The sequence below is a fragment of the Shewanella sp. ALD9 genome, assembly GCF_002836315.1.
Classification (GTDB): Bacteria; Pseudomonadota; Gammaproteobacteria; order Enterobacterales; family Shewanellaceae; genus Shewanella.
The window spans coordinates 1-26358 of sequence record NZ_PJCD01000038.1 but is presented as its reverse complement, the minus strand read 5'-3'; the positions used below and the strand labels follow the sequence as shown (position 1 = coordinate 26358).

Here is a 26358-nt window from a genome sequence, read left to right as displayed (position 1 = left end):
TACGGAGATTTCATGCGCGCGTTGTACATAATATTTATAGCCTTAATTTTCAGCCCGTCATTGGCGGTTGCCTCTTCAAGCCAAACTACAGCAAAAGTAGATTTAGTTGTCGTCAATAAATCTGAATCACGCTTATCTGTCATGCGTGACGGAAGAGTGATTAAAAGTTACCTTATTGCTATGGGCGATGTGCCAAGTGGTCATAAGCTTAAAGAAGGTGATCAACGTACTCCGCAAGGTCGTTATGTATTAGATTATAAAAAATCTGATAGTGCATTTTATAAATCGATTCATATCTCTTATCCCAATGAAGAAGATAAATTACGAGCTGATGCATTAGGCATTAGAGCCGGTGGCATGATTATGATCCACGGTGAAAACCCTCGTTCAACTTTACCGCCAGAAGAAGCACAAAAGTACAACTGGACCAATGGATGTATTGCCGTCACCAACAAAGAAATGGATGAATTGTGGCAAATGATTGATGCTGGTACACCGATTGAAATATGGCCATAAGCTTATTCAATCTCAACCATACCATTTTTTGCTTTGTTTCTTGGGTTATTAAATGAATTACCAACATCTACAACATACTTGGGCAGACTTTAGCCAGCGCATAAGCGCGTTTATTCATCGGTTAGGTTTAGACAACTTAGCATTGAATTGTGATCATGCTGCTCTGCGGGTGAACGATAATCAAACAGCGCAGTTACTCGTCGATGAATTTAGTCAACACGGCAAAATCATCTCTAATAACATCATCAACGGTCGGCCGATTTTAATCATTAAATTAGCCGAACCATTAGTTATCGGTGCGATGAAAATTCAATGTGTTGAGCTGCCCTTTCCATCTGACAAATCTTATCCGGTTGAAGGTTGGGAGCATATCGAATTAGTGTTCCCATCACAGGCACAAACCTGTGATGAACTCGTCGCAGAGCTTATCGAAAAAGTGCCACTACTGGCTGATGTTATTGCGGGTAATACTATTGCAGGTAATACTATTGCAGGTAGTAACGAAAACAGTGATATTAAGGTTAAACAAAGTTCGCCAAAAGGTGATAAAGAGCGCCTTGCTAACCCAACTATCGCATTTAAGGCCAATGGCATTTGCGTTAAAGTACACCCGCACGATATTCAAAAAATTGTTGAGAGTGAACAAGCCTGCTAGGCATAGTATTAATAACGCTTTGTCTGGAAACTGCAGCACTAATATAAAACAAGCCAAACTCAGTTATGCCAATGCTATAACTGAGTTTGGCTTGTTTAGATCAATGATAGAAAGGTTGTAAATCATTAAGCTTTTCAAAACCCATTTAGAGGTCAGTTTTTATGCTTAATTAAAAATCTTAGCGCTAAGTAATGCAACACAGACAAAGCTGTGTATGCCAGTAACAATGAATCAAACAAAAAAATCCACTTTACAATAACCCACTTATCTTTTCCTGTGCACAAGCTATGGCTAAAAAATGCTACACACTCACCTTCTGGGGGTCATTAATATTACGATGGCAATGCCAAAAATAATGAAGAAGAGTAATAGTCGCTTACACATTTCATAAATTAGCGCTTTGCTAAGCTTTACCTTTATCACAAATCAATTTACTCAATTAATCTTGTCATAAACAAGCTATTAGGATCTAGTTCATAGTCCGCAAATGGGCCGCTGTAATCAAATTGATGTCGTTCATACAAACGCCTTGCTGGCGCAAAAAAATCCATCGATCCAGTTTCCAAACTCAACCGCTGATAACCACAAGACTTAGCTACGCCCAATATGTGCGATAACAATGCCGATGCTACTCCTTGGTTTCTCGCCATTGCAGCCGTTCGCATAGACTTAATTTCGCCGTGGGTTGGCGTTAACTGTTTTATCGCTACGCACCCAAGTACTATGTCACCTTGTTTGGCACACCAAAAAGTAATTGATGGATGTTTTAAGGCTTCAATATCTAATGCATGAACACTACCCGGTGGCGACGTTGCATACATGTCAGCCAAATGTGCTTGCAGTAACTCAACCACGCCAGAGCCCTGTAAATCATCAATCATAATATCCATGTGCCAAGGCTTCCTTTTGAACTATGATCGTTTATGAAATGCATTTTTATCGAGTAGTTTAATCACCAAATCGATACGTTTATGAGCTAAATAATCATCTCGATGGCTAAAGCCAATCGCGACAAATAACAGTAGCAACCACACAAAATTTTGTTCTACTAATAGGTCTACTTTTGCAATATATAAAATAGCGCCAATAGTCGCCAAACACATCAGCCATTGGATTAACCAAGTATATGGTTTGGGTCTCAGTTTATCTAAATCTGAACGTAAAGCGGTAATGCTATCCGTTTCATAAGATTGGATAATATTATCTGCTTGAGATTCATTCATTTTTACACTCCATTGTAAAAGCCACTCAGTTAATGAGCGAAACGTGGTTAATTAAACCGTTGCGACAATACCCTAAAAGTGAGTCGTGTCACCTAGATTTTATTGAAAACGATTTTACTGAAAACTATTTTGCCGAAAACGTCGATTTTATTGAGAACATGACTCATTTATTAACCACATAACTCCAGTATCATGGTTTGAGTCAGTAATGCACTACCCTCTCGTAGAGTCTGTGTTTCACCAACAGCAACAAAACCAATTGATTTATAGAGATTAACAGCGGCCTCGTTAGCAATAGTAACCTCTAAGCAAACGACTTTTCGATTAGATTTTTTGGCCCAATCAATAATGCTATTCAGTAATAACTTACTAAGTCCATATCCGCGCGCGCGTGGTGACATCCACATTTGATACACATGTGCAGCATCAGTATTCATAGGAATAGAACTAGAACTATGGATCTGTCCCCATGCTAAGCCTACAGCGACGCCATCAAGTTCAGCGATCAGTGGCAATGCATGCTTTGCTCGATTGCTTGCATTAAGACGAGAAATCCACTCTTCGTCGGTAAATTCAGCTTCTCGTTCATAAGTCGAGCCAAACGAATCTGGCGAGTCTTGTAATGCTAATAAACGTAACCTTCTATAGATTTCCCAATCACTCATCAGCAACACTCTGATTTGAACATTAGCCATATTTACAATTTTACACCCCACGTTTTAGTCTTTCTCGACGCCAGATAACTGACGAAATGACCCACTTAACACTCCTCAGTTTCAGCATTAAATTCTAGACTAAACTCATATTTTACAACAGATTAAACCTTAATGGTTCGTTTGTTGAAATTATCAATTTATTAAGCAATTATTGACAATAGCGGCATTTGCAGACCTATAATAAATAACCTGAGATTATTTTTGATATCTCCAGCATTGAGGCCTTACCAGTAAACTCAAACCTAACTTTGCCTATCGCTGAAAAGTATATTTCTAGTTCGGAATCGAGATCGAATGTCCCCGATGTTTCAATTGAGTAAGCGACAATATTTTTGTAAGGCAAAGATGTAAAATCTTTTTTACTTCCTGTAATGCCTTGAACATTAACAGCGATAATTCTTTTACTGGTAAAAATGACACCATCACGCATGGATTTATATGAATCAATGACTCGTTCATCATCGACAAGTAAATCGCGGGCTTTGTCTGCAAAATCAGAATTCTGCTTCAGTTTGAAAAAACCTTTATTATTAAAATCTATCATCTAACATCCTTTTTATATCTGACATCCAAAGGGATTGAATTAATACAAATTTTACGACATAAACAGCTCAGTAAATTTCGTGGTTATCGTATTCTAGTGAATAGCCTTAGCTTAATGTAATAACAATAACATTACAAAATGCAGCTGAAGCAAGCATTTATCCCAGTTTGTATTAGCTGATAAATAGCGATAAAGCCTGTGATTGGCATTTCATCAATAATGTCGTTTTAGAACACAACAAGAAGTCAATATGACACTTATGTGTCATATAAACAATAAAGAGCATGTCTTTATGACATCAATAAAATTCACTAAAAATACATTACTTTCATATAATCAATAAGATAAACAGTTGGCATGCACTCTGCAATAACGAAGTTAACTTTTGAAATATCTCTATCAACTTTAACTTCTAATTTATTACAGGTGTACATATGACAATTCACATTAAAAATAACATCGATTGGGTCGGACAACGTGACTGGGAAATATTGGACTTCCATGGTACTGAATATAAAACCACCAAAGGCACCAGTTATAATAGTTACCTTATTCGTGAACAGAAAAATGTCTTAATCGATACTGTTGACCATCGTTTCAGCCTGCAATTTATCCAAAACCTTGAGATGGAAATTGATCTCGATAAGATTGATTACATCGTCATTAACCATGCGGAAGAAGATCACTCAGGTGCCTTAGCGGCTTTAATGGCTAAAATTCCTAATACCCCGATTTACTGTACCGAAAATGCTATCGACTCTATTACTGGCTTACATCACCATACAGAGTGGAATTTTAATATCGTTAAAACCGGCGATACCTTAGACATTGGTAACGGTAAGCAGCTGGTGTTTATTGAAACTCCGATGTTGCATTGGCCTGACAGCATGATGACCTATTTAACGGAAGATGCTGTGTTGTTTAGCAATGATGCGTTCGGTCAGCATTACTGCGATGAGCATTTGTTTAATGACGAAGTAGACCAAATTGAATTGATGGATCAATGTTTACGCTATTATTCCAATATTTTAACCCCGTTTAGCTCGCTGGTTACCGCCAAAATTAACGAGGTGCTAAGCTTTAACCTGCCCGTTGACATGATTGCTACCGCCCATGGCGTAGTGTGGCGCGACAACCCAGCACAGATTATTCATCAATATCTGCAATGGGCAGATAACTATCAGGAAGACAGAATCACCATTTTTTATGATTCGATGTCTAATAACACCCGCATGATGGCCGATGCCATTGCTCAAGGCATCCACGACGTTGACCCTGTTGTGTCGGTTAAAGTGTTTAACGTGGCCCGTCATGATAAAAATGACATATTAGCTAACGTGTTCCGCTCCAAAGGTATTTTGGTAGGCTCATCAACCATGAACAATGTCATGATGCCGAAAGTCGCGGGAATGCTAGAAGAGATCACAGGCCTGCGCTTTAAAGATAAAAAAGCAGGTGCATTTGGAAGTTATGGCTGGAACGGCGGCGCCGTTGACCGTATTCACACCCGTCTTACAGATGCCGGATTTGAAACTATTGTCGGCTTAAAAGCAAAATGGCGACCAGATGGTAAAGCGATGCGCGAATGCCGTGAGCACGGTCGCCAGATAGCTAAAAGCTGGGCATGGCATGATTTAAGTAATGTAAAATCCATTTCACCGGCATCGCTAGCTAAGAGCGCTCAAGCCACTGTAACCACTAAGCCAACTCAAGCAACTCAAGCAACCAAACCGACATGTACAACAGCGACGGCAATGAGTGATTCACAAAATATGCTCTGCACTGTGTGTAATTGGGTATATGAGCCAGTATTGGGTGAGCCTAATCAAGATGTAACACCAGGTACACCGTGGAGCGAAGTGCCAGACTTTTTCCTTTGCCCAGATTGCGGCCTTGGCAAAGATGTTTTTGTCCCTATCGCTGAGAGGAAAGCATCATGAGCGCCCCCATCATTATCATCGGTAGCGGCTTTGGCTCATATCAACTAATCAAAACCATTAGACGCACAGATAAGCATTTACCGATAACCGTGTTCACCTTTGATGAAGGCCACGATTATAATAAACCGGACTTGAGCCATGTATTTAGTAACAAGCAAAACAGTGCGGACTTAATCCGCCTTACTGCACAAGAGTTTGCCTCCGAGAATAATATTACTCTGCATGCTTTTACCAAGGTTGATTGCATTGATAGTGAACAGCAAGCGGTGTTTGTTGAAGGTGTTGCTTACCCTTATACAAAACTGGTGCTAGCAACAGGAGCAAAAACCTTTGTGCCATCAATGCTTGGTAACGCAACAAACAGTGTGGTCACCTTAAACAGTCTTAGTGAGTTTGATAATGCGCAGCTGCAACTACAAAATGCACAACGTGTTTTGGTTATTGGCGCGGGTATTATCGGCACTGAAATAGCCATGGATCTTAATCGCAGCGGTAAAAACGTTGTGGTGGTTGATCCAAGTCACGGCGTGATGGCAACCATGCTGCCAGATTTAGTCGCCAGTGTTTTACAAAAGAAGATGGTCGATAACGGTGTTGTATTTGAGTTTGGCCGTACCATTAGTTCGCTAAACAAAACTGAATCAGGTATTTGTGCCACACTCAGTTGTGGTAATACCCATATTGTCGATTGTGTTATTTCAGCTGCGGGATTAAAGGCTAATGTTGGCTTAGCACGAAAGTCAGGATTCAAAGTCAATAATGGCTTAGTGGTTAATCTGCAACTGCAAACCTCAGCGAACAATGTTTATGCCTTAGGAGATTGCGCCGAAATCAATGGTAAGGTGATGTCCTACTTGCAGCCCATTATGTTAAGCGCCAATGCGTTAGCGAAAACCTTATTAGGCCAACCGACAGATTTGAAACTACCGGCTATGTTAGTCAAAGTTAAAACACCGCAAATGCCCATTCAATTAGGCGGGAATACCGTAATTGACGTTGCATCGTGGCAGGTTGATATTGATGCTCTGGGTTGCTCAGTAAAAGCGTACAATGAGCAAAAACAGATAATCGGTTTTGTGGTAACAGAAGGCCACATGAACAATACCTTCCCGCTACTCAGAGCCTTACCAGCAAGTCTTTAGTATTTTATCGAGTAGGCTTTACTCATAAAGCCTACTCATCAATCAACTTAACCTGAAATTGGGATAAGGGATGAACTTATGCTATTTAAAATCAGCATGTTAACCCTCCTCACTTTCAAGCTTGTCATTGGTTATGCGAACAAGGCGAATTGACGCGTCAATAGCTAGCCTATTGTAAGTCGATTCAACGCAGTTAGCAGGGCAAAGGACTGTTTGAAAGGCGTTTATTATCCCGAGTTCAGGTTATTTAGGAGAACATTATGTCTCATCAACGTATCCCAGCAAACTGGACAATTCAACGCTCTACGCCATTTTTCACCACTAAAAATGTGCCTGATGCGCTACTGACTCACCACAATACCGCCGAAGGTGTATTCGGCCAGTTATGTGTAATGGAAGGTGTGGTCACGTATTTTGGTTTTGCAGACAGCGAAGCAACTGAACCAGAAGTAAAAGTGGTGATCAAAGCAGGCCAATTTGCCACTAGTCCACCAGAGTACTGGCATCGTATTGAATTAAGCCCTGATGCCCAGTTCAATCTTAATTTCTGGTCTGAAAAAGATAAAACCGGCCAAGCGATGTTTAATAAGAAATAATTAATTGAAGCTGTGGCAGATAAAAAAATCAATATTGAGAGACATATCAAGCTACTGATATAGTCGTTTAATCAGCGGGTTAATTAACGATAAGATCATAATGTATTATGCTCTTATCGTTTTAACTTGCACAAAACACACATTAAATCGTTAAAGGTTATTTTACTCGAATTGAAAAACGACTGTGAATCGATTTTAACATTGATGTGCCTGTCAGCCGCACTAATCAATTAATCTTGAGCGAGCCCATGCGGTCTTTATGACCTTTAACACAACTTTAATCAGTTAATAGCCGTCATAAACTATGAGCGTTAACTTTCGCCTAATCTAAATTGCGCTAACAAAGGATAATGGTCTGAGCTTTTAGTCATAATGACCCGAGATGACTCTAAAGTTAGTCCTCGATAATAAAGGTGATCAATTGGATAACCCATCACGGTTGTGCGTTTGTCATCCGCGGGGATCACCGCTTTTAGCCCTAATTTCTTTGTCATCAAGGCTAACATTGATAATCTGGCTTGACGCCAAGTATTTAAATCCCCGCCGAAAATTATCGGTCCTTTATGAGCACTTAACGCTGGTAGTAGCTGCTGTAACTGCGCAGCATAACTGTCTAGATCATACTCAAAGTTAATACTGTGCAAGTTAGCCACCAGCAAAGTTTCACCATTCGATAAGGGGAAATAACTTAACAAACTCGACTTGGGAAACTGTATTAGGGGTTCAGCCGTCAAATAACCGCAACTTTCACTCGCAGCAACTTGAGACAAGCTCATCACCCCTAGTGGTATATGGTCTTGGCTAAATGCTTGCACCATCGCCAATTGTTGGTGATGTTGTTGGCGCCACAACTGAAACTCGTCAGATAACTTCACCTCTTGCAGCAACAATAATTGATGTTGTTTAGCTAACTGACTGAGCAGCGTTTGCCAGCCAGCATTTTGCTGTTTATAAACATTCCAGCTCGCGACCGCCAGTTGGCCATCAGTATCCAATTTAGCGATAGGTGTGGCTTTTACACATTGTGCAGCAAACGACTCTTGCTCATTATTAATCACTTGAGGCTCTGTGGCTAAATGAACAAATTTTGGCACAACCACAACTGTCATCATCAACAATATGACGATAACCAGACTTCCCCATCGAGCAAGCCCAAGCAGTTTACGCTTAGGCTGTAAGGTCGATGTTGGCTTTGAGCGAAAAATACCGATGGATGAATACCTCTATTCGTTTTGGGAGGGCTATCTGAAAATGACTAAAAGTGACTTAAAGTGATGCTAGCGTTTGGTTCGCATTAAACTGAATAGCACCAGAGTCTTTATAATAAAACAAACTGTTTGATATACCCAGCCGTACAGACGGATGACTGTAGACAATACCGATTGAAAACCTGATATGATAAGTGCATGTTTTTCTACATGATTGATACACTGGCTAGCTATGGTTGAGCTTTATAAAATATTAACGATAATCAGCGTATTAGCTTATTGGCTGCTCATTGCTGGTATCACCACGCGTATTGTCTATAAACGGCGATCTATTGGTGTTTCCTTAGCTTGGATGATGCTTATTTATGTTGTCCCCATCTTAGGTATTTTCCTTTATTTCCTCGTTGGCGAGATGAACCTTGGTAAAACCCGCGCAGTGAGAGCTAAAGAGATGTACAGCCCCTATCGGGAATGGTTTCGTCGACTGTTTGCCATTCAGCAATATCGTCCTCACAACTTAAGTGATTACGCGATTCCCATAAGCCATTTATGTGAAAAACGTCTGGGCATTCCTACGTTAGCCAATAATCAACTAACACTTAAATCATCCGCCGAAACGATTTTAACAACCCTGATTGAAGACATACAACAAGCGCAAACCTCGATTCATTTAGAGTTCTATATTTGGCATCCTGGTGGGCTTGCTGACCAAGTTGCCCAAGCACTTATTCAAGCTGCTCAACGCGATGTGGCAGTGAGAATATTATTAGATGCTGCAGGAAGTCGAACCTTTTTTAACAGTAAGTGGCCAAAAAAAATGCGTGAAGCTGGCATAAATTTGGTATCCGCACTGTCTGTTTCTCTTGTACGTATGATCTTCCGCCGTTTAGATCTTCGCCTTCATCGTAAAATAGTCGTGATAGACAACCAAATCGGTTATACCGGCTCAATGAATCTAGTCGATCCCAAATATTTTAAGCAAAGCGCTGGTGTTGGTGAGTGGGTTGATGTCATGGTGAGAATTACCGGCTCCAGTGTACCAGTGCTTAACTGCATTCTCGCCTGGGATTGGGAAACCGAAACAGACCAGAGAATGTTACCCGAACCGCCACAATGCCATCCGCACGACGAGGAACCATCCGACATGGTTCAAGTTATTCCATCAGGACCCGGTATGCCTGAGGATATGATCCAACAAGTTTTATTGCTCAGTATTTATCAAGCAAAACACAGCATCACCATCACTAGCCCTTATTTTGTCCCCAGTGAAAACCTACTGTTTGCATTAACAGCAGCTGCATTACGGGGTGTGGAGGTCAATTTAATCATACCCGATAAAAACGACTCAATGATGGTGGAGTGGGCCAGCAGATCTTTCTTTGGCGAGTTACTGAATGCAGGTGTCAATATTCATCGTTTTCGTGGCGGTTTACTGCACACAAAGTCAGTGGTCATTGACCTGCACCATAGTCTAATCGGCACTGTTAATCTTGATATGCGCAGCCTATGGCTTAACTTTGAAGTGACTCTTTCTGTTGAAAATTTAGAATTCACTCAATCGCTTAGTGAAGTCCAACATCAATATATGGCTAATTCAATAAAAATGGATGCGCGCCAGTGGCGTAAAAGACCGTTAGTTAAACGATTAGTCGAGCAGTTTTTTTACTTATTTAGCCCACTACTTTAACGATAAAGTAAAAATCAATGCGACTTTGCTAGGTCGCTAAGCACCAGTAAATGCAGGTTGATCAGTTGCTATTTTTCAGTAAATATTATGTCGCCATAATACGTTTCTGCATCTTTGCCACTGTTGTCGGTATCGGTCATAATCGCAATCATATCGATGTATTGATACGCTTTGCGGTTAGCTTTTTCACTGCCTTTATCCCCAAATGTTTCAATCAAATCTTGATACACATTGCGTTTTTCTTCATACCACTGACTTTGCTGCGATTGCTGTCCTCGCACAGACATCATTTTAACACTTGAGCCAGCAAAAGCGTTGTTCCAAACCAAGCCTTTGGCTTGATTGCTCGACCAAACATAGTTTAATGATTTGGTGTTCCACACCATAAAACCACCATCAATAACCACGTAAACTCGCGCCACAAAATCATCACCAGCTTTACTTCGCTCGTCTAACTGCGGCAGCGTCTTTTCAACTAACCAACTCCAGTTTAGGTAAGGCGTTGCAATGAGGTCAATTTGCTTTTCTAGCACCAGGCCTGACGCGGAATGGTGACTGAGTGCTTTTAATGCTAGGCGCCCTTTATAGTCTCCAACGCTGTAAATTGATTCACCAGAGAATACTTTGGTGGTCCAACTCTCAATCCCGTTATCACTCAATAAAGTCACATTGGTTGCAGCTTGCACGTTCACACAAACTGTTACGCTATAAAGAAATATAATCCATCGCAACATATTCACTTCCTATCGCCCTACTCGCTTGTATCACACTGAGTTCACCCGCTAGAGTGAGCTAAACTGGGTGATCTGTTTTACTATTTAATCATGAAGGTAAAGAATACAGCATGACATAGAGCAAGTACCATCAATAGATAATTTCATTTTAAGGTTAAATCACGTAAACTACGCGCTGTTTTTTAAGTCTCTTTTTAGGTAGATCATGATCCGTTTAAACCAAGTAAAATTGCCTCTCGACCATAATGAAGATGCGCTGCAACAACTCGTATTGCAAAGGCTCTCTATCTCAGCGGATCAGCTGGTTGATATACATGTGTTTAAGCGTGGCTACGATGCCCGTAAAAAGAATTTAATTTCGTTAATTTATACATTAGATGTGACATTAGCCAACGTAGACGAAGCCGCGTTATTGGCATCACTTGCTGACGACCATAATATCCGCGTGTCGCCAGATACCGACTATAAATATGTCGCGACTGCACCAGAAGGCTTAACGGAACGTCCATTGGTGATAGGCATGGGACCATGCGGCTTATTTGTTGGGCTTATGTTGGCACAAATGGGCTTTAAACCGATTATTTTAGAGCGTGGAAAATCTGTCCACGAACGCGCTAAAGATACCTTCCGCTTTTGGCGTACCAGTGAGTTAAACACTGAATCAAACGTACAATTTGGTGAAGGTGGCGCTGGTACATTCTCGGATGGAAAGTTATATAGCCAAGTTAAAGACCCTGGATTTAAAGGCTTAAAAGTCAAACAAGAATTTGTCGCTGCGGGTGCACCAGCTGAAATCATTTATGTTAGTAAACCACACATAGGTACCTTTAAGTTGGTCACCATGGTGGAAAAAATGCGCCGCGAAATAATCCGATTAGGCGGTGAAATTCGCTTTGAAACCCGTGTTGATGAAATCAACATTACTGACCGTCAAGTGACTGGTGTCACCCTGAGAAATGGCGAAGTACTGCATTCTAAACATGTCATTGCTGCGATTGGTCACAGTGCCCGTGATACTTTCCAAATGCTACATGATAAAGGCGTGTATATGCAGGCGCAGTCATTTTCGATTGGCTTTCGTATTGAACATAAACAAGAAATGATTGATAAAGATCGCTTTGGCGTTAACGCGGGTCACCCAATGTTAGGTGCAGCTGATTATAAGTTAGTCCACCATTGCAAAAGTGGTCGCAGTGTTTACAGCTTTTGTATGTGCCCTGGTGGTGTGGTTGTGGCGGCGACGTCTGAAGAACATGCGGTAGTGACTAATGGCATGAGCCAATATTCGCGTAGTGAACGTAATGCCAACAGTGCCATTGTGGTTGGCATTGATCCGAGTGATTTTGACAACGATCCACTTCAAGGTATTGCGCTACAACGTAAATTGGAACGCCACGCCTATATCATGGGCGGCAGCAATTACGATGCTCCAGCGCAAATGGTCGGTGACTTTTTAGCTGCAGGTGTTGGTAAACCGTTTGAAAACGTTGAGCCGTCTTATAAACCCAACGTAAAAATGACCGATTTAAGCGATGCATTACCGCAATTCGCTATCGATGCTATTCGTGAAGCCATTCCAGCATTTGGTAAAAAAATTCGTGGTTTTGACAGTAAAGATGCCATGTTAACCGGCGTTGAAACTCGTACCTCTTCACCGGTGCAAATTAAACGTGGGGCCGATTTCCAAAGCATTAACACCAAAGGTTTATATCCTGCAGGTGAAGGCGCCGGTTATGCTGGCGGGATTTTATCGGCGGGTATCGACGGTATCAGTATTGCAGAAGCCGTTGCATTAGACATGATTAAAGAAATGACAAACAGTTAAATCCATCTTTAATAAACAGAGCAGTCATATTTGAATGCTCTGTTTATTGCTTCATCGCAACAATAACATTAGATTTATTTTCAAATTCAGAGCTATTCATGATGAGGTTTTCTATTAGATACTCTGAGATGAAAATACAATACCTAATGCCTTTTATTAACATGCCTTACCATTTGCTATACAACGTCTCGGTCTGATGGATGGTTTACCCCATCACTCGTTTGTACATCACCTAAATCAAATGGATTAACACCGTCTAAACAAGCTATGTTAAAACCGTATTCTGTTGGGTTTGAGCGACGTTGGTGATGAGTATAAATACCACAATGAGAACAGAAAAAATGTTTCGCGGTATTGGTGTTAAATTGATAAAGCGTTAACACATCTTGACCTTTTACCACCCTGATCCCGTCCAGTTTAACAGACCCAGCAATCGCACCTTTTCTACGACAAATTGAACAATCACAGCGTCGCGGATTTTCGATACCATTGGGTAACGTGAGCTCGAGTTCAACGGCACCACAATGACATGTTGCTTTGTGCTTTAACTCAATAACGGTATTACCCACTTGCTTGATCATAACCAGAACCCTTTGTGATGTTGACGATAAGCATCTAGTCGTTCGATATAAGTTTGTCGCTTAAAGTGAGAAAACGTTTCAACATCATCAGTTTTGTGAGGCAAATAGCGTTGACGTTGTGGTGAATTCAGGACGTATGAAGTGCAAGTTATCAAGCGAATAGCATTACCATTGAATAAAGGGTTCCGGTTCAATCGTCATACCGAAACCCTAACATATGGCTTAACACTATTTTGCCGCTTTCTCCGCTGCCAGTACTGTCGCCATTGACGGTACAATCGAAACGGGGTCTAAACGCATTTGGAACCAGTTTAAGCGCCAGTCTAAATGCGGGCCAGTCACTCGACCGGTGGCACCAATTTCAGCGACCTTATCACCCTGCACAACTTTATCACCAACGGTTAAATACAATTTACTCAGGTGCAAAAAGGTAGAGCTGACACCATAACCGTGATCGATAATCACCGTGCCACCAGAATAAAACATATCTGGCTCGGCTAACGTAATAACACCATCTGCTGGCGCAACCACTACAGTGCCTTTTGGACGGGCAACGTCAACGCCAAAATGCGGATTACCGGGTACGTCGTTGTAAACCCGCTGGCTGCCATAAACACCTGAAATTCTGCCAGTAACCGGCCAAATAAATGTTTGCATAAACGCCTGTTGTTGACTAAATAAGTCTCTGGCAGCGCGAGTCTGTTTGGCATCTTTTGCCGCTCTGGCTTGGGCTATTGGATCCGGTTTCATTATTTTTTGGCTGATGCCTGTGACTCGATCAATTTGGTATTGTCGTGCGGCTATGGTTAACGGCTTAATTTCTGTTAATCCGTCTGGATAAATGACTTTAAACACTTGTTCTGACTTAGCGTCTCTATCAAATCCAATGGCAAACTGACCGTTTGGGGTGACCTTTACCGATTGGCCATTAAGTAATACTTTACTGCCGACCGGCACTGCGCCGCGCACTAATGCACCTTGTTCAAACTGGCCTTGAAATGTCACAGCGGCAATCGCATTAGCACTTAAGCCGCAAAAGCTGACCACCAGCATTGCAGCTGTTGATATCGATTTTAAAACGGTATTTTTTAATAACATAATCAAAACGCATTCCTTGTTAATAGCGCCAAAAAACATAAAAAAAAGGGCCACCTTAAGGCAGCCCATTAATAATACTTGATTAACCTCTTACCGCAATGGCCCCTTTGCCAATACCTTCATAAGCGATAACTTTAAAATGACTTTCAGGCGCTTGACTTGCCAATGTCTTTGCCATGTATTCAGCTAGCATCTCAACCGTGGTGTCGTGAGGAATTAAGTCACAGCAATGCTTAGGCATCGCTAATTGAAAATCACCTTGAGGTGCAACATAGTGAAAACCAAAATGAGTTTCGTCGTTGATTTTAGTCTGCTTCGACAACTCTAGTGTTTTCACTGACACTAAGTCTTCTTCAGTGCCGAGGTAAATATCATGCCAACGTTCTGCCCAGTATTGGTCCCATTTCGGCTCTGCAATACCATTTTCAAATACGGTTACCGGGCTACGATGACCATGCGCAATACGCTGACAGTTACCGTCATGTTTACGTAATCCGTGGCTGTAATGGTAAAACGGGGTATCGAGCACTTCGCTGCGCAATGTGAGGCTGATGCCTTGGACATTTTCAGGTAACACTTCACGTAAGGCTTTTTTCAAAAAGTCATTAACGCTTTGGTAGTCAATCACTTCTGTAGGAATAAGCGCAAATGCTTGTGAAGGACATGCTAAATGTATGTCACCTTTTTCACTGCTAAAATCCATCCAAACTCGGTCGCTTTTTTGCTGCCAGCGCACTTCGCTACACGCAGTAGGGATTAACAAGCGATGATCGGCTACATCATCAATGGTGTTTTTGATGATGCGTTTAACCTTACCAAAGTCGAGCACCATATTTTGCTCATCTAGGCCGCCATCTAATAGCACATCGACAATCCAGCTTTCACCAACCATGCCACGAACAGGACAAAGGTAAGAGAAATCGATAACGGTTAAATCTTTTACAAACAGTTGCATTAATGCTCCTAGGCAGAAAAACAGTCCACCTCAGTATAAATGTATTCCTAACGGCGCATGCCAGTGGAAGGTCTATCTTACGTGATCGGAATTTATCCGACTATCAACTCTTAGTCTAACATTCACGGGTTAATGACTACGTTCTGCTAGCGATGAGTAATAACGCGCCAGTATATTTAATACCTGCACAAGACCACGTTGATACCCTAAATGATATCAACGACATTCTAAACAAAAGCCACGCTTTGAGCGAGTAAACATCGTAGATAAATGTAATAAATCGATAAAGCTGCTGCAATGCACCTGAATCGGATAATAATCTTGCTAGGGGAACAGCAACAACAAAATGCTGAGCATTTTATAAAACACTTAGAAAATGATTCGCGTGGATACTTGAAAGGTTAACAAGAGACTCTGGCGTTAAGGTCAAATTATGACGGTTCCTGATAACCACCAATAAATACTACGACCAAGGTAATGGTCAGAAAAATCTGACAGCACAGCAGTAATAATAAAATTAGTGACGGCATAAAACTATTCCTTGTTAATCCAGACAGCTAGGAGCATTAGGTATAGTGATGTTAGCAATCAAAAGCGCAAAAAAAGTGCAGATTTAAAGGAGTTTTGCCGAAACTAAAGCCGATCAGTAATACACATTAATCGCCAGCTACTAAGCTTACCCATTGCATTAGGATGCTTATGAAACGGCTTTAAAACGTAAAAATAGACTTACCAATAAAATGCAGCATTACTCTACCTTATAACCCACACCATAAATGGAATGCAGTAACTCCTTTTGTTGGCTGGCTTGGGTTAACTTATGTCGTAGATTTTTCACATGACTGTCAATGGTACGTGAACTCACAATACGATCGTCGACATAACACACCTGCATGAGGCTATCTCGAGAGTGCACCACACCTGGCCGTTTTAGCAAAGTATGCAGTAATCTAAACTCAACAGGGGTTAATTCTACGTCTTGTTGGTCGACCTGACATTTAAAGCGTTCGATATTGATTTGTAGATGTTTATAACGAATAACCTGCTCGCTTTGACTGCCGAGAGTATTTTCGACTCGCCTTAAAATCGTTTTTACCCGAGCAACGACTTCCCTAGCCGAAAATGGCTTACACACATAATCGTCTGCGCCGATATCTAAGCCCATTAAGCGGTCAATTTCATCTACCCGCGCCGTTAACATTAGCACTGGCAGCATTGAAAATTGCCTCAATTCACGACAAATGGTTAAACCGTCTTTATAGGGCAACATCAAATCTAGAATCATAAAGTCAATTTGTTGAGACTTAATGGTTTCAATTACATCACGACCATCGTGTTGTACCAAGGTGTTAAAACCTTCAAGGGTTAAAAAGTCGACTAAAATCTGCGCTATTTTAGGCTCGTCTTCTACCACTAATATGGTCAATGGTTGTTGATGAACATGTCCACTCATAGTCATTCCCTGTGCATAGGTAATTGTACTTCAATACAAAGCCCACCCAATGGTGATGGGACGGCCTTAATGGTGCCATCATGCGCTTCGACAATATTCTTACAGATGGTTAAACCAAGACCTGCACCACTACCACGGCGTGTGCGGGCACTGTCTTGGCGATACAATGGCTCAAACAGGTGTTCACACTCTTCAATGCTGGCACTGGGCTTAGTATCATTGATGGTTAATATCATCATGTTGGCTTGTTGTGACAATCGCACATCAATTACCCCAGGACTGTCTGTGTAAGCCATAGAATTCATTAGTAAATTAATAAATAGTTGTTCAAGACGAAGCACGTCGGCAGATAAATACACCCCCGGCTGGAGCTGACTTTGTAGCGTTAGGCCTTTATCTTGTAGGCTGGTAGCCATACTATTAAGCGTGCTGTGTAGGGACTCACTGACGTTCACCCGCTGAAAATGATATCGGAGTCCACCAACATCAGATAAAGACAGTTCATACAAATCATCAACTAAGTGCTTCATACGCAGCACTTCTTGTTCGAGTGAGTTCAGCTGAGTGTTATCGAACGTCCTGATCCCTGCTTTAATCGCATCAATCTCACCACATAAAATACTCAATGGCGTGCGCAGTTCATGAGAAATATCAGCTAACCAACGATTTTTAGCACTGCGGTTTTTCGATAGCGTCATGGCGAGATGATCAATATTGGTCATTAATTGACCCAGCTCATCTGCACGCTGAGGTGATAAGCGTTCATCATAATTACCTTGAGATAAATACGATACTCCCAGCATAACTTGTTTAACGGGGATCAGTAGAAAACGTGACAACCACCAAGCAATTGCACTGGCAAGCAGTAAACACAATAAACCGATTCCGATACTGGTCCAACGTTGTTGCTGAGAAAATGCGGTAGCTGAAGACGATTCAACTTCACGAATAGGGCTACTGTATAAATAGCCTACTATACGATCGTTGAATAACAAGGTTAAGCTAATCCGATTATCCACATTGCCAATATCAACGCCGCTAATAAACTGTTGTTCTGCTGAGTATAACCCCGTCGGTGGACCAGAAGGTGGTGAAAAAGGTGGCCGTTGCCTAGGAGGACCTAAACGTCGATCAGGTCCCATTGGAGGACGATTATCACCTGCAGGTCTTGGCGGTCTTGCCCCGTCGCCGGGTCTATTTCTTTTTGAAAATGGAGCGTGAAGCGAAATGGCTTGTGTTAATGTTTTTTGATTAATCGACTGCCACACTTGTGTAGATTGTTGATCTGTCATGACTGATGGATCGGTTTGTGCTTCCGGATTAGCCGCATAAAGTGTCAATAGTTCATTCGATAAATGCTGTAAACGTTCTTGTTCTAATCCGTTGATATAGTCTAAAAAACCTTGGTCAAAACTCCACCTCGCTAACGATAACGTGGCGATAAGTACAATACTGGTTAGGCCAACAAAGGCCAAGAAAAGCTTTTGAGATATTTGCATAAAATACATTATAACCAGCTATATACGCATAAACTAGTCGCGATAAATAACTGATAAAAATCTCCTCCAATTCTGCACAATTACTCCACATTGTTAGGTTATATTACCTTTAGTTACCTAACCAAGGAGTGTCACTATGACTCTTAAGCCAATCAGTATTGGTCTACTTAGCTTTCTGTTATTAGCATCTTTCGCTGCTAATGCTAACCCGCATGATAGAAAGCCACCTAAAGAAGCTGTTGAAGCGTGTGCTAACAGTGTTGAAAATGATCAGGTTAGTTTTGACACCCCGCGGGGAGACACCCTTGAAGCAAGTTGTCAAATTATCGATGGCGAGCTTGTCGCTGTACCTGCCAATGGTCCTGACGATATGAAACAACCACCAAAACAACGTAATTAACAATAATATGTTGCTAGGTAGTTTCATCAAAAATAGATTACAGAGAATATCTAAGGAGTAAATATGCAAGTGACGAGTGGTAATACTTCGATGCAAATGACATCGACCGAAAACACACAAAGACCTCCGCGTCCTGATGGCCCGCCGCCACCAAAAGGCGGTGTACCGCCTGGGCTAGATACAGCGGTATCGACCTTGTCTGATGATCAACAGCAATTAACCACAGACATGTTGTCATCATTGACCGACGAGCAGCAAGAGTCGTTGAAGTCTATGTTAGATGAATTAAAACCACTTACAGATGGATTAACTGACGAGGACATCGGCAGTATTTTCTTTGAGGCATTGAGCAGTATTTATAATGGTGATAACACCGCAACGGCTAACAGTAATTCAACCTCTGTGAACGTAGATATTTACGCTTAATACAGCATTAAAAAGTCGTAATAGTGATATAAAAGCAGCTTACAAATTATGTAAGCTGCTATTTTATTTACTTTAATTTAATATCAGTGGCCAGGTTAATACGGTTATGGAATATCGGTAAAAACTCGTTAAGATCTTGTGGCAATCGCGGTTTACTGTACAAATACCCTTGAACCAAATCACAGCCATTGAGCCGCAGAAAATCTGCTTGATCGATAGTTTCCACACCTTCAGCAATAATCTGCAAATTCAATGCATGCCCCAGTGCAATAACCGCTTTAGCAATCGCAGTGTTATTTGCATCATGAGGGATATCACGTACAAAAGATTGATCGATTTTCAACTTATCAATTGGTAACTTTTTGAGATAATTGAGAGATGAGTATCCGGTACCAAAATCGTCAATACTCAAGGCAATGCCCATGGCGCCAAGCAATTTCAAATCACGAATAATCGCGTCTGGATCATTCATCATGCAAGACTCGGTGACTTCTAATTCCAAATGTTTGGCCGGTAATCCCGTTTCCAATAAAATCGAGCGCACTTTATCGACAAAATCATTTCTTTGCAGCTGTAAGCTGGCTACATTTACCGAAATGCGTTCAAACATTTTACCTTGGGTTAGCCATTCAACCCCTTGTAAACAAGCGGCCTTTAATACCCACAAACCTATATCCCAAATCAAACCAATCTTCTCTGCTAATGGAATAAACTCTGCTGGAGAGATATTGCCGTAGACAGGATCAGACCAACGAATTAACGCTTCAAAGCCACTAGGAGACAGATCAGACAGTTTCAACTTAGGTTGATAAACTAAATAAAAATCTTCATTCACCAGCGCTTGGTGCAATGCTGTTTGCAGTTTTAATTGTGCTACAGCCTGTTTGGTCATCGACTCAGTATAAAAGGCATAATTATTTCGCCCATCTAACTTGGCTCGGTGCATTGCAGCGTCGGCATTACGTAATAAGCTGTCGTGATCATCACCATCACTTGGGTATATCGCCACTCCCATACTGGCGGTAAGGCGTACAGATTGGGTATTGTCCAATATAAATGGGCGTTCAAATACACTGCGAATACGGTCAACCGATGACGTTACAGAATCAGTTCCCATAATGCTCGGCAACATGACCACAAACTCATCACCACTTAAACGTGCTAATACGTCAAAATCAGATAAAGCGTAAGATAAGCGTTTAGCCAATTCAACCAGAATTTCGTCGCCAATAACATGGCCTAAACTGTCGTTAATGTGCTTAAAGAAATCGATATCTAAAAACACAATAGCCAGCTGCTTTTTAGCCCGATGAGAGTGATTTACCTCTTGCTCTAGCAGTGACATAAATTGCATCCGATTAGGCAATTGTGTCAACGGATCAAAATAGGCTAAGTTTTTCAGCTTTTCTTCATTTTGTTTTTGCGCTGAAATATCGGCAAATACGGCAACATAATACTGAATGATATTGAGTTTATCGAATACAGCACTGATGGTTATCGCTTGCGGAAAAATAGCACCATGCTTACGGCGATTCCAAATTTCACCATGCCATTTGCCTTGGACTAATAAGGTATTCCACAATCGTTCAAAAAAGCTTTTAGGATGGCGACCTGAACTCAGCATTCTAGGGTTTTGGCCTATAACCTCTTCGCGGCTGTAACCGGTAATATCAGTAAACGCTTGGTTAATTTCGGTAATATTGCCATTACTGTCTGTTATCACTACCCCTTCGACTGCATTTTGAAACACATTGGCGGCTAATATGAGTTGATCCTGCGCCTCTTTGTGTTTGGCAATGTTACGTGTCATCCCTATAACACCAGTCAATTGACCTTGGGTATTATAAATGGGCGCTTTGATGGTTTCGAGCCAGACTTTATTAAAATTGACATCAACTTCTTCACATTCAGACACCACGACAGTCGAACCGTTACTGATGGCTAATTTATCACTCTCAATAAATTCATTTGCAGTGCGTTGATCAAAAAGGTCAAAGTCGGTTTTGCCAACAATTTGTTCTGTAGACTTTCGCCAAGCTCGCTCAACACTTTTATTACACGCTACATAGTGTCCGTTAGCATCTTTAACCCACATATGTTCATCAAAAGCATCAATAAATGACTGTAAATCAACATCGAGCGACACAGACTCAGATGCATTAGGATCAACAGCTAAGGAATTGATATAATAACGAATGGCATTACTTAGCATATCCGCTATGCGTGTTTGCATTGCCGACAAGGGCTTAAATAATGTTTGCTGAGATGGTTCGATAGCTTTGTCACTAAAGGTGATCACACCGATGATATGACCTTTAGATGAACGAATAGGCTGATGATAAACGGTAACATGTTTGTCTACCGTTTGGACACTTTGAGCATCTGCCGCTTTAAGATGTTGTAACAAGCTATCTTGATGCTGTCGCTGGGTATTGTCATCAATACCTTGGCTGGTACAAATAGCTTCAATACTGTTTTCAGCATTAATTTGGTAAAACATGATGGTAAGACGAAACTCGGCAGAAATATCATTTATTTCTAGCTGCCATTCTCTTAATTGTACTTGAGAAATAGCTTTTTTAAGCATATTAAGATCCTGATAATGTTTAATAGACCATGTTAAACGAGCCATACTCAATATGTATGAATACTGTAACAAGTAGTGTTATGAATATAAGTGCCGAGTCTAACTATACATCAGAACCTATCCTATACGCTGTGATTAAACAACAAAATGCAATCGATTCGAGCGGTTAATACTATTAGTTAACTATAATTACCCGATTAATAGGGCATATTCAATCATAACCTAACCCAATAAATAAAAAAGGAGCCAAAAGGCTCCTTAGTTTAACTTTACTATAAATGATGATAAACGCATGAATACTAGCTGTTTTTTAATGCAGCGATACGTTTCTCTAGTGGAGGATGGCTCATCATTAACTCAGCCATTGAACGTTTGCCATTAATACCAAAGGCTGACATTTGTGCTGGCAGATCGCCAGATTCAGGCCCTTGACGTAAACGTTCTAATGCGGCAATCATTTTATTTTTGCCTGCTAAACGTGCCGCGCCTTCATCAGCTTTAAACTCACGAATACGTGAAAAGTAAGCTACGATAATCGATGCCAAAATACCGAATAGCATATCAAGTACAAATACTACAGCCATGTAGGCGAACATACCTAGGCCTTCACCTTCTTCGTCATTACTGGAAACAAAATTGTTAATAATGCCAGCAACAACACGCGCAGCAAAAATAACAAAAGTATTCACCACACCTTGGATTAAGGTTAATGTCACCATGTCACCGTTCGCCACGTGGCTCACTTCATGTGCAAGTACACCTTCAATTTCATCTTGAGTCATACCGTAAAGCAAACCAGAACTCACAGCAACAAGCGCATTGTTTTTACTTGGACCCGTTGCAAATGCGTTCATTTCTGGCGACTGGTAAATAGCCACTTCAGGCATCTTAATACCAGACTTTTCAGCTTGGCGTGCAACCGTTTCAACTAACCAACGTTCCATACTGTCACGTGGTTGCGTAATAACTTCACAGCCCATGGTTTTCTTCGCCATCCATTTTGAAATGGCTAAACTGATAAACGAGCCACCAAAACCAAAAATGGCAGCAAATACTAACAGTCCACCCATCGTTGAGGTATTAACCCCAAGAATAGACATTACAATTGAGGCAACCAGTAAGATGGCAAAGTTGGTTGCAATCAACAAAAATATACGCTTCATTTAAGCTCCTGTATGGCAAAAGTGCCGATTTACGATTGTTACTACAGACATAATATGTCCATAAAATGAAAATTCAAGCTTAGTTATATTAAAAAAGATTTATGACTCTTTTTTAACTTGATAAAACATCGTCTTGAAATTCACGCGAGCAGAGTCTAGGGAGAATTGATTAATTGAAACTGAAAAATAGACTACAAAAACAAACTCTGTGTCGGCAGTGATTAATCTTTGATAAACTGTCAAAAACTAAAACCAAAAAGGACTTTTTATGCCCATTAATGCATTAATGTTGAGCGCCTCACGGGTCGGTAATTCGACATATCTAAGCCATACCGTTGAGCTTATTCGTCCACTCACTCAACCAGGACAACAATGGCTGTTTATTCCTTATGCTGGCGTCAGTGTAAGTTATGATGAGTATTTAACAAAAGTGCAAACGGCACTTGAACCCCTAACAATTACCATTAGTAGTATTCATCAGTTTGCAGACCCAAAACAAGCCATTCAAGATGCTGCAGGCATTTTGGTTGGTGGCGGCAATACATTCCAATTGCTCAACGAATTATATCGCTACGACTTGCTACATTTAATTCGTGAAAAAGTAGACAATGGCATGCCGTATGTGGGTTGGAGTGCGGGATCAAACATTACTGGAGCCAGTATTCGTACCACCAATGATATGCCAATTGTCGAACCGCCCTCGTTTACAGCATTGGGTATATTGCCATTCCAATTAAATCCGCATTACACCAATTACCAAATGCCAGGCCATAATGGTGAAACACGTGCGCAACGACTGTTAGAGTTTACCATGGTCGATCCACTGACACCGGTGATCGGAATCCAAGAAGGTAGCGCCCTATGGCGCCAGGGCGATAAATTACACCTTATTGGTAAAGAGGCGGCTTACTTATTCCATGGTAAACAACAAGAAGTTGAGCTTACCGCTAACAGCGACTTATCACACTACCTTTAGTTAGCTAACCTGCTATTAACCTATGGCTTTTGTTGATAATCGATTTTGATCAAAACCATTGGGCTTACTCTATAAGCCCAATGGTGCATATTGATAAGTTACTAACCACCGTATTGATTTCGTTCACTAGGAATATCCGTTGAGTATTCAACAAACTCAACTTCAAATCCGTTCGGATCAATAAAGTAACGGCTTTTATAAAAAGGGTCGTGTCTACCCATAATCGCCACCTCAAAACCCGCTTGTGACAACCTAGCAACTAATGCATCAATATTGTCCACAACGTAAGCGAAATGTGCCAAACCCAATGCATTACTTTTAAGATCGCGCACCTCGCCGCTACCAGAATCATTTAACGATAAATAATGATAATCGTCACCAAAGTGAAGCCATTTCCGTGGCGTATCATGCCAGACTGACTCACCACCACCACGCACTCGCCAGTGTGGAAAGGCGGCTTTATAAAATACTAATGATTCATCTAAGTCATTAACTACTAGATTTAAATGTTCTAATCGCATCACTTATCTCCTTATGATTAATGCAACACAGCTTAATACCTCAAGTTAACTTGAGGTAAAGTACTATTTTTGCCAAAATGATAAAAAATTCGGAGGTTGAATGTCAGTAGATACTGAGTTAAGTGTTGGCCAAGTCGCTAAGCGTTGTGGAATAAATATCTCTGCGATTCACTTTTATGAGCAAAAAGGTCTCATCAGCAGTTGGCGCAATAATGGTAATCAACGTCGTTATACACGAGACGTTATCAGGCGAATATCGCTCATCAAAGCTGCGCAACAATTAGGGATATCGTTGGATAATATCAAGCAGGCTTTTGCTGCTTTACCGAATGAACGAACAGCGACTAAAGAAGATTGGGCAGAATTATCACATGTTTGGAATAAATCACTCACGCTGCGGATCGCTCAAATGCAAAAATTAAAAGATTCACTAGAAGGTTGCATCGGTTGCGGTTGTTTATCGATGACAAATTGCCCACTGTATAATCCTAACGATATTCTTGCAGATCAAGGCCCTGGCCCAGTGCTTTTGAATAAATGATGAATACAAAAAAACCTAGTTTGATAACAAACTAGGCGTAAGCAATTGGCTAAATTGGGGGGAGATAAACTAGAAGGTTGAGAATATGGCTTAAATGCTATTAACACCTAAGCCATCAATCGTATTAATTCACAATAACGCCTTAACTAAGGGTGTTGGTAGCAACAATATCAATTTTACGAGGTTTCATTGCTTCTGGAATTTCACGTACTAAATCAATATTTAATAAACCGTGTTCTAATTCCGCACCGATTACTCGTACATGATCTGCTAATTGAAAAGTGCGCTCAAAACCACGCTCAGCAATCCCTTGATGCAAATATTTACGTTCATCACTTGTAGCTGTCTTATTACCTTTTACTAATAGTTTTTCACCTTCACTCATAATATCGAGTTCTGGCATAGAAAAACCCGCGACGGCCATCGTTATCCGATAACGATTCTCGCCTAAAAGTTCAATATTATAAGGAGGATAACCACTGTTGCTATTGTTAGCTGCAGCATGTTCAGCAAGTTGTGCTAAACGATCAAAACCGATAGCACTACGATAAAGAGGTGTTAAATCTGGAGAAATATTAAAATTACGCATGTTCATACCCTTGTCTAAAGCAATATGTAAAAATGACCACAGTCTGTTTGTGGTGTTTAGTTTTCACAGCCCTTACGGCACTGTGGTAGCAAGTTTACTGAAACCTCGATCGAGCATTTCATGATTCGCTCCTGCTACAGAATTAGATATATGGACCACTGGCGCTATATCAAGTGCAATGGATAAAAAAGTGAGTTACTAATAACCTAAAATAAAAAATAGACTTTATAATCAATAATTAAGATAACAACTAATTTATAACATAATGAATAAGTTGGTGGTCATTTCACAATGATGACTTTTGTCACTAGTATTTCTGCTTGAAAACGTCACAATAAATAGAAACAATTAAGGACACATTATGAACCCACCAACATTGGCATTATTAATTCCTATTCTGGCCATTTTAGGCAGCTTTATTGTCACTATCATGAAGCTGAAGCAAAGACAATCGCATACGACTGCAGAACAAGAAACTAACAATAAAGCACTGCATGATGAAATTAACGCCCTGCGTCAACGAATTGAAGTACTTGAACGTGTTGTTACCGACGATGCTTATGACCTAAAGCAAAAAATAAATAACGCGTAACACTGTCAGAGAGAATCTTAAACAACGCCACCTTATTGAGTGTATTGAGTGGTATTGTTGATTTCATAAAGTTGCTTATATTAAATAGCCATTTAATTAATGCCATCGAAATAAGCGAGCTCTTTGATTGCGGTCATTATGGAGAGTTAAGGGCTACATATTGTTTTTTACACAAAACAGCCCGCTATATG

At 40.8% G+C, this 26358-nt stretch carries 27 protein-coding genes; 12 read left to right on the top strand and 15 right to left on the bottom strand.

All coding sequences use genetic code 11. The features are described from left to right. Positions 1-12 precede the first annotated feature (12 nt). Positions 13-516, top strand: a complete 504-nt coding sequence (locus tag CXF88_RS14570) for a L,D-transpeptidase family protein (protein WP_101087500.1) — start codon at positions 13-15, stop codon at positions 514-516. Positions 517-568: 52 nt separating this feature from the next. Further along, positions 569-1171, top strand: coding sequence for a VOC family protein (locus tag CXF88_RS14565; RefSeq protein WP_101087499.1), 603 nt, complete (start codon positions 569-571; stop codon positions 1169-1171). Between the two features lie 431 nt (positions 1172-1602). Here the strand turns inward: CXF88_RS14565 and CXF88_RS14560 are convergent, their stop codons facing one another. From CXF88_RS14560 to CXF88_RS14545, 4 genes are all read right to left on the bottom strand, one after another. After that, positions 1603-2061 (bottom strand): GNAT family N-acetyltransferase, encoded by a 459-nt coding sequence (locus CXF88_RS14560; RefSeq protein WP_101087498.1) that lies wholly within the window; start codon positions 2059-2061, stop codon positions 1603-1605. A 21-nt stretch (positions 2062-2082) separates the two neighbouring features. Beyond that, entirely contained in the window at positions 2083-2394 is a 312-nt protein-coding gene (locus tag CXF88_RS14555; protein WP_101087497.1) for a hypothetical protein, read from the bottom strand. A 170-nt stretch (positions 2395-2564) separates the two neighbouring features. Beyond that, positions 2565-3059, bottom strand: a complete 495-nt coding sequence (locus CXF88_RS14550) for a GNAT family N-acetyltransferase (RefSeq protein WP_157822814.1) — start codon at positions 3057-3059, stop codon at positions 2565-2567. Positions 3060-3285: 226 nt separating this feature from the next. Continuing rightward, the gene (locus CXF88_RS14545; protein WP_101087495.1) at positions 3286-3654 is read right to left on the bottom strand and encodes a PH domain-containing protein; all 369 of its coding nucleotides are present in this window, start codon (positions 3652-3654) and stop codon (positions 3286-3288) included. A 434-nt stretch (positions 3655-4088) separates the two neighbouring features. Here CXF88_RS14545 and norV point away from each other — a divergent pair, with 434 nt between their 5' ends. The 3 genes from norV (at position 4089) to CXF88_RS14530 (ending at position 7332) form a co-directional block, all read left to right on the top strand. After that, complete coding sequence (norV, locus tag CXF88_RS14540) at positions 4089-5594, top strand: anaerobic nitric oxide reductase flavorubredoxin (protein WP_101087494.1); 1506 nt, start codon at positions 4089-4091, stop codon at positions 5592-5594. Further along, positions 5591-6736: an NADH:flavorubredoxin reductase NorW gene (gene norW / locus CXF88_RS14535; RefSeq protein WP_101087493.1), complete on the top strand. Its 1146-nt coding sequence runs from the start codon at positions 5591-5593 to the stop codon at positions 6734-6736. The genes norV and norW overlap by 4 nt, the downstream gene beginning before the upstream one ends. A 260-nt stretch (positions 6737-6996) precedes the next feature. Continuing rightward, positions 6997-7332 (top strand): DUF1971 domain-containing protein, encoded by a 336-nt coding sequence (locus CXF88_RS14530; RefSeq protein ID WP_101087492.1) that lies wholly within the window; start codon positions 6997-6999, stop codon positions 7330-7332. Between the two features lie 311 nt (positions 7333-7643). On the opposite strand, the gene CXF88_RS14525 is transcribed toward CXF88_RS14530, so the two are convergent. After that, positions 7644-8450, bottom strand: coding sequence for an endonuclease/exonuclease/phosphatase family protein (locus tag CXF88_RS14525; RefSeq protein ID WP_259395491.1), 807 nt, complete (start codon positions 8448-8450; stop codon positions 7644-7646). Between the two features lie 322 nt (positions 8451-8772). Between CXF88_RS14525 and cls the strand changes: the two genes are divergently transcribed. Next, on the top strand, positions 8773-10227 hold the full coding sequence (gene cls, locus CXF88_RS14520) for a cardiolipin synthase (protein WP_101087490.1): 1455 nt from the start codon (positions 8773-8775) through the stop codon (positions 10225-10227). Positions 10228-10295: 68 nt separating this feature from the next. Here cls and CXF88_RS14515 read toward each other — a convergent pair whose 3' ends face one another. Continuing rightward, positions 10296-10961, bottom strand: coding sequence for a DUF3047 domain-containing protein (locus CXF88_RS14515; protein WP_101087489.1), 666 nt, complete (start codon positions 10959-10961; stop codon positions 10296-10298). Between the two features lie 205 nt (positions 10962-11166). Between CXF88_RS14515 and CXF88_RS14510 the strand changes: the two genes are divergently transcribed. Continuing rightward, positions 11167-12786: an NAD(P)/FAD-dependent oxidoreductase gene (locus tag CXF88_RS14510; RefSeq protein ID WP_101087488.1), complete on the top strand. Its 1620-nt coding sequence runs from the start codon at positions 11167-11169 to the stop codon at positions 12784-12786. Between the two features lie 176 nt (positions 12787-12962). Here the strand turns inward: CXF88_RS14510 and CXF88_RS14505 are convergent, their stop codons facing one another. The 5 genes from CXF88_RS14505 to CXF88_RS14485 all read right to left on the bottom strand — a co-directional run bounded on the left by CXF88_RS14505 (position 12963) and on the right by CXF88_RS14485 (position 18372). Beyond that, the gene (locus tag CXF88_RS14505) at positions 12963-13367 is read right to left on the bottom strand and encodes a GFA family protein (RefSeq protein WP_101087487.1); all 405 of its coding nucleotides are present in this window, start codon (positions 13365-13367) and stop codon (positions 12963-12965) included. Positions 13368-13595: 228 nt separating this feature from the next. Next, on the bottom strand, positions 13596-14420 hold the full coding sequence (locus CXF88_RS14500) for a M23 family metallopeptidase (protein WP_242445177.1): 825 nt from the start codon (positions 14418-14420) through the stop codon (positions 13596-13598). A 127-nt stretch (positions 14421-14547) separates the two neighbouring features. Then, positions 14548-15420, bottom strand: coding sequence for a 6-carboxytetrahydropterin synthase (locus CXF88_RS14495; RefSeq protein ID WP_101087485.1), 873 nt, complete (start codon positions 15418-15420; stop codon positions 14548-14550). Between the two features lie 748 nt (positions 15421-16168). Continuing rightward, a complete protein-coding gene (locus tag CXF88_RS14490; protein WP_101087484.1) occupies positions 16169-16873 on the bottom strand; it encodes a response regulator in 705 nt (234 codons plus the stop codon). A gap of 2 nt (positions 16874-16875) precedes the next feature. Next, positions 16876-18372 carry an ATP-binding protein gene (locus CXF88_RS14485; RefSeq protein ID WP_197708453.1) on the bottom strand — a complete coding sequence of 499 codons (1497 nt, stop codon included), beginning with the start codon at positions 18370-18372 and terminating at the stop codon, positions 16876-16878. A 136-nt stretch (positions 18373-18508) separates the two neighbouring features. On the opposite strand from CXF88_RS14485, the gene CXF88_RS14480 reads away from it, so the two are divergent. After that, the gene (locus CXF88_RS14480) at positions 18509-18772 is read left to right on the top strand and encodes a hypothetical protein (RefSeq protein WP_101087482.1); all 264 of its coding nucleotides are present in this window, start codon (positions 18509-18511) and stop codon (positions 18770-18772) included. A 63-nt stretch (positions 18773-18835) separates the two neighbouring features. After that, a complete protein-coding gene (locus CXF88_RS14475) occupies positions 18836-19198 on the top strand; it encodes a hypothetical protein (RefSeq protein WP_242445174.1) in 363 nt (120 codons plus the stop codon). Positions 19199-19265: 67 nt separating this feature from the next. On the opposite strand, the gene CXF88_RS14470 is transcribed toward CXF88_RS14475, so the two are convergent. Continuing rightward, the gene (locus CXF88_RS14470) at positions 19266-21785 is read right to left on the bottom strand and encodes an EAL domain-containing protein (RefSeq protein WP_101087481.1); all 2520 of its coding nucleotides are present in this window, start codon (positions 21783-21785) and stop codon (positions 19266-19268) included. Positions 21786-22084: 299 nt separating this feature from the next. Continuing rightward, positions 22085-22948 carry a protease HtpX gene (htpX, locus tag CXF88_RS14465; protein ID WP_101087480.1) on the bottom strand — a complete coding sequence of 288 codons (864 nt, stop codon included), beginning with the start codon at positions 22946-22948 and terminating at the stop codon, positions 22085-22087. A 268-nt stretch (positions 22949-23216) separates the two neighbouring features. Here htpX and pepE point away from each other — a divergent pair, with 268 nt between their 5' ends. Next, positions 23217-23924, top strand: a complete 708-nt coding sequence (gene pepE, locus CXF88_RS14460) for a dipeptidase PepE (protein ID WP_101087479.1) — start codon at positions 23217-23219, stop codon at positions 23922-23924. 101 nt (positions 23925-24025) lie between these two features. On the opposite strand, the gene CXF88_RS14455 is transcribed toward pepE, so the two are convergent. Then, complete coding sequence (locus CXF88_RS14455; RefSeq protein WP_197708452.1) at positions 24026-24448, bottom strand: VOC family protein; 423 nt, start codon at positions 24446-24448, stop codon at positions 24026-24028. 97 nt (positions 24449-24545) lie between these two features. Here CXF88_RS14455 and soxR point away from each other — a divergent pair, with 97 nt between their 5' ends. Then, positions 24546-24986 carry a redox-sensitive transcriptional activator SoxR gene (gene soxR, locus CXF88_RS14450; protein WP_101087477.1) on the top strand — a complete coding sequence of 147 codons (441 nt, stop codon included), beginning with the start codon at positions 24546-24548 and terminating at the stop codon, positions 24984-24986. Positions 24987-25128: 142 nt separating this feature from the next. Here soxR and CXF88_RS14445 read toward each other — a convergent pair whose 3' ends face one another. Then, positions 25129-25575 (bottom strand): Hsp20 family protein, encoded by a 447-nt coding sequence (locus tag CXF88_RS14445; RefSeq protein WP_101087476.1) that lies wholly within the window; start codon positions 25573-25575, stop codon positions 25129-25131. Positions 25576-25936: 361 nt separating this feature from the next. Here CXF88_RS14445 and CXF88_RS14440 point away from each other — a divergent pair, with 361 nt between their 5' ends. Continuing rightward, complete coding sequence (locus tag CXF88_RS14440; RefSeq protein WP_101087475.1) at positions 25937-26167, top strand: hypothetical protein; 231 nt, start codon at positions 25937-25939, stop codon at positions 26165-26167. Positions 26168-26358 lie beyond the last annotated feature (191 nt).